At 63.2% G+C, this 4,658-nt stretch carries 3 protein-coding genes and 1 other RNA gene; all 4 read left to right on the top strand.

Features of this window, described 5'->3' with window-relative positions; translation table 11 throughout:
- Positions 1–1,633 (top strand): hypothetical protein (locus NTX40_05830; GenBank protein MCX5648602.1); only part of this gene is annotated, 1,633 nt, incomplete at its 5' end.
- A gap of 481 nt (positions 1,634–2,114) precedes the next feature.
- Positions 2,115–2,470, top strand: a transfer-messenger RNA (tmRNA) gene (gene ssrA / locus NTX40_05825).
- Between the two features lie 153 nt (positions 2,471–2,623).
- The gene (locus NTX40_05820) at positions 2,624–2,875 is read left to right on the top strand and encodes a GIY-YIG nuclease family protein (GenBank protein MCX5648601.1); all 252 of its coding nucleotides are present in this window, start codon (positions 2,624–2,626) and stop codon (positions 2,873–2,875) included.
- A 110-nt stretch (positions 2,876–2,985) separates the two neighbouring features.
- A partial coding sequence (lepA, locus tag NTX40_05815; GenBank protein ID MCX5648600.1) for a translation elongation factor 4 occupies positions 2,986–4,658 on the top strand: 1,673 nt, incomplete at its 3' end.

Raw genomic sequence — 4,658 nt, 5'->3', positions numbered from 1 at the left:
GATGGCGCCGGGCAGCCTGCGGCAGCTCACCTTCGACGATGCCCAACAGGCGGAGGCGCTTAGGCTATACGGGGCGAGAGGCGGTGCTACGCAACACGGCCTTGACGATATGGACCCGTGTTATCTGCCGAACGGCAAAATCATGTTCACTTCTACCCGCTCGATGCGGAACGTCTTCTGTAATCCTTCCGTCGTCACCACCCTGTACCTCATGGACGCCGACGGCAAGAATATGCGCTGTCTCTCGGGGAGCCCGCTCAACGAAATCGACCCTTGCGTGCTGGACGACGGCCGGGTCGTGTACACGCGCTGGGAGTACGTGGACAAGGGGCTGGGCAACGGACAGAGCCTCTGGGCGATGCGTCCGGACGGCAGCGGCGTGGAGCACCTGTATAAGAACAGCATCGTCCGACCGGCCCAGTTGCTGAACGCCTGCAGTATTCCCGGCAGCCGGCGGCTCGTGACGGTCGGGGCGCCGCACTGTGGCGGCCGGTTGGGGGGCCCCGTCATCCTGGTCGACTATCGCGTCACACGACTTGGTCCCGAAGCCATGACCTGCATCACCCCCGAGATCGGCTATCCGTGCATGAACCAGGCCAAATACGATATGGGTTTTTTCCGGGAGCCTTACCCGTTTTCTGAAAACTTCTTTCTCGTTTCTCACAGTCCCGCCCCACAAGGAACGGGCTACGGGATCTACGTACTGGACGGGTGGGGCAACCGGGCGGAACTGTATCGGGACCCGGAGATATCCAGTTTCCAGCCGATCCCGCTTCGACCGCGCAACAAGCCCATCGAGATTGCCTCGCTCGAGACCATCGACACGAGACAGGAAAAGACGGGGACGGTGTTTGTGCAGGACGTGTATCAGGGGATGACGGGCATCGAGCGCGGAAGGGTCAAGTACTTGCGGGTGATGGGGGTCCTTCCCTCGCCCTGGAGTGAGGAAGGCGTTTTTCGAGTCAGCATGGCAGGAGAGGTCCATCGCAAGAAGGTCTATGGCATTGCCAAGATCCACGAAGACGGATCGGCCTTTTTTACCGTGCCGGCCGGAGAAAACCTCCTCTTCCAGGCACTGGATGAGAATTACATGCAATTGCAGCATATGCCTACTTTCATCAACCTGATGCCGGGCGAGAGACGCTCCTGCATCGGGTGCCACGAACCGCGCGGGATGGCGCCGAGCATGGCCCACGGCCAGCCGCAGGCCCTGAAGCATCCCCCTCAGGCGCTTGCGCCGCAGCCGGGCGAAACCGGACCTTTCATGGTCCATTACGCCGACTACATTCAGCCGGTCCTAAACAAGCATTGCGTCGGTTGTCACAGCGGGGCGAATCCCAAGGGCCGGCTCGACCTTACCGGCGAGACGACAAGCGAGTGGAACTGCTCCTACGAGAATCTTGTCGGCAAGGCCCTGGTCAGTATCAGGGACTGTCGCTACGGCAGGTCCGGTTTCCGGCCCGAGCCGCCGCTGAGTTTCGGATCGCACCTCAGCAAGCTGGCCGATCAGATTCGCCATGACCCCTGCAAGGCGAATCTCACCCGCGAGGAGTTCATCAAGATCGTCACCTGGATCGACGCCAATTCTCCATACCTCGGCAAATACGGCGTTCAGGGGGGCAGCAAGAACTAAGACAAGCCGGACTTCCGGCCGCTGCCGCTGGCCGGGAAGTAGAACAGCCGGTTACACGTGTTGTATGGAGGCTCCTTTACTCCTTCTTTGCTCCCACCTCCGGCGCCAGCACCACGCGAAAACCGAGGATCTCATAGCCTCGGACGTCGGGCCGGAACGGGTAGCGACTCGCCGAGCGGATGAAAAGATAAACCACCGAGTCGGACAAAAAGGGGGGACAAAAAGGGGACATTCTACTTTTTCGCCTCCTTGCGAGGTCGGCCACGGGGGTGAAGCGTGACCGGCGGGGCAGGCGGGCCCTCCTCCGCCCCCGGCGCGCCGGGGCTTCCGCCTTCGCCGAGGCTACGGCGGACAAGATGGCGGACAGGGCTACCGCTCGCCACGTCGAGTCGCCTGTGGCGACCGGCCGATGAATAAAAGGGCCGACGGGGCTTGATGGGAAGGCCGGAATGTGCTATACTTAAACCGGAAAGGACTTCGTGGGGGCGACTGGTATCGACGGGGCCTTAGAGGGTCTGAGGTTGCGCGAAGAGGTTGTCGGCCACCTCTTTAAACTGCCGGCAAAACGCAAAATGCCACAACTGGCATGCAAATGGCTGCCTAAATAGGGCAGTCACGTCCCTGCGGGCTTGTCCGTGGGCCTGCAACGGACGTCACCACACGGGCTGGCCGACTAGTCCGCCGGGTGCGACGTCGGCGAGAAACAGTCCCGGATGGGTTGCGGTGGATCCTGTCGGGCGGAGCCGCGGCGACCGACAATCAATAGACCGACTACTCGCGTAGACGTCTCAGGTCACGGGCATCCGGACGTGGGTTCGATTCCCACCGCCTCCAGTCTTCGTTCGCCGCGGCCCTGGGCCGCGACGAACTTCGTCTTGGCAAGCCGGTTTGTCCGGGTTGCCAGGACGAACCCGTAGGGGAAGACTGCCACGTCGTAGCCGCAGGCGAAGACGGGCATAAATCGCAGTATCGCTGTCCGTGGGGGACGCCATGAAAGCTCGTTTCTGGTATGTCTATATGCTCCAAAGCGAGGGATGCCCGGACCGTTGGTACGTAGGGATGACAGAAGACCTTCACAAGCGAATCGAGGTCCACAACGCCGGCGGAGTGCCCCATACTTCCAAGTTCCGCCCTTGGCGGATCGAGACGGCTGTTGCGTTCCGGGATAAAGCGAAAGCCGTCGCCCTCGAAAAGTATCTCAAGAGCCAGTCTGGCCGGGCCTTTGCCAAGAAGCGTTTCTGAGACCGTTGCCACAGACTGGTCACGCCTTCGCTAAACGCCATTTCTGGTAGAGACAGTTTCAACCTCAGGCGCCCCCTTGCACCGGCAGGCCGTGCCGCTAGAATGCCCTGATGGATCAGGCTTTCATTCGCAACTTCAGCATCATCGCGCACATCGACCACGGCAAGAGCACGCTGGCCGACCGGCTCCTCGTGCGAACCGGGGCCATCGATCCGCGCGAGATTCGCGAGCAGATGCTCGACGCCATGGACCTGGAGCGTGAGCGAGGCATCACGATCAAAGCCTCCGCGGTGACGCTCGATTACGAGCACGCCGGCCAGCGGTACATGCTTAACCTCATCGACACGCCGGGCCACGTGGACTTCCACTACGAGGTCAGCCGCGCGCTGACGGCCTGCGAAGGGGCGCTCCTGGTGGTCGATGCGAGCCAGGGCGTGGAGGCCCAGACGGTGGCCAACGCCCATCTCGCCCAGAGGCTGGGCCTGAGGCTGGTGCCCGTCGTCAACAAGGTGGACCTGGCTGCCGCGCGGCCGGAGGACACGGCCATGGAGGTCGAGCGCCTTCTGGGAACGCGGGCGGAGGATTGTCTCTTCACGTCGGCCAGGACGGGCCAAGGCATCGAGGAGATGCTGAAGGCGATCATCGAGCAACTTCCGTCCCCCGCGGGGGAGCCGGACGCGCCCCTGCGGGCGCTTATTTTCGACTCGGCGTACGACAGTCACCGCGGCGTGATCGTTTACGTGCGGGTTGTGGACGGGCGCCTTTGCCGAGGCGAGAAGATCCGGATGATGGGCGCGGGCGAGGTGTACCAGGTGGCGGAAGTCGGGAAGTTTCGGCCGCGGCCCACGGCGGTGGAATCGCTGGCGGCGGGGGAGGTCGGCTACGTGATCGCCAACATTCGCACGGTGGCGAGCGTCCACGTCGGCGACACGATCACCCTGGCCGCCCAGCCGGCCGAGAAGGCCCTCGCGGGCTACCGCGCGCCGCAGCAGATGGTCTTCTCGGACTTTTACCCGGGCCCTTCGACCGAGTTCCGCGAGATGCGCGGGGCGTTCGAACGGCTCCAATTGAACGACGCCGCCCTGACGTTCCACCCCATCAACTCCGAGGCCCTCGGTTTCGGTTTCCGCTGCGGTTTTCTGGGCCTGCTTCACATGGACATTGTGCAGGAGCGTCTGGAGCGTGAGTACGACGTCGAGGTCGTCCAGACCGCCCCCACTGTGCCGTACCAAGTGCTCCTCGTGAGCGGCAAGTTGCAGGAGGTGGACTCCGTCGGCGACCTGCCGGACCCGGGCCTTATTGCCGAAATCCGCGAGCCGATCGCACGGGTCGACCTCATCGTGCCGGCCGACGCCATCGGCACGATCATGGCCTTGGCGGAGGACCGCCGCGGGACGTACCGCCGGACGGAGTACCTCTCGGCCGACCGGGCGATCCTGACCTACGACTTGCCGCTCGCCGAGATCCTGTACGACTTCTACGACAAACTCAAGAGCGCGACGCGCGGCTACGGGACGATGGACTACGAGGTATCGGGGTTCGTGGCGAACGACCTCGTAAAACTCAACATCTTGCTCAACGGCCAGGCGGTGGAGGCCCTGTCGCGGATCGTCCACCGGTCGAAGGCGGAGACCCGCGGGCGGGCGATCCTAAAACGCCTCCGGAAGGAGATCTCGCGGCACCAGTTCGAGATTGCCCTGCAGGCGGCCATCGGGTCGCGTATCATCGCCCGTGAGACGATCAAGGCCTTCCGCAAGGACGTGATAGCCAGGTTGTCCGGCGG

Source organism: Planctomycetota bacterium (assembly GCA_026387035.1).
Classification (GTDB): Bacteria; Planctomycetota; Phycisphaerae; order FEN-1346; family FEN-1346; genus JAPLMM01.
This window is presented reverse-complemented; position numbering and strand designations above follow the sequence as displayed.

Bases quoted from the DNA above. Each gene is read 5' to 3' on its own strand.
- NTX40_05820 (MCX5648601.1), top strand. From the start codon at position 2,624: ATGAAAGCTCGTTTCTGGTATGTCTATATGCTCCAAAGCGAGGGATGC.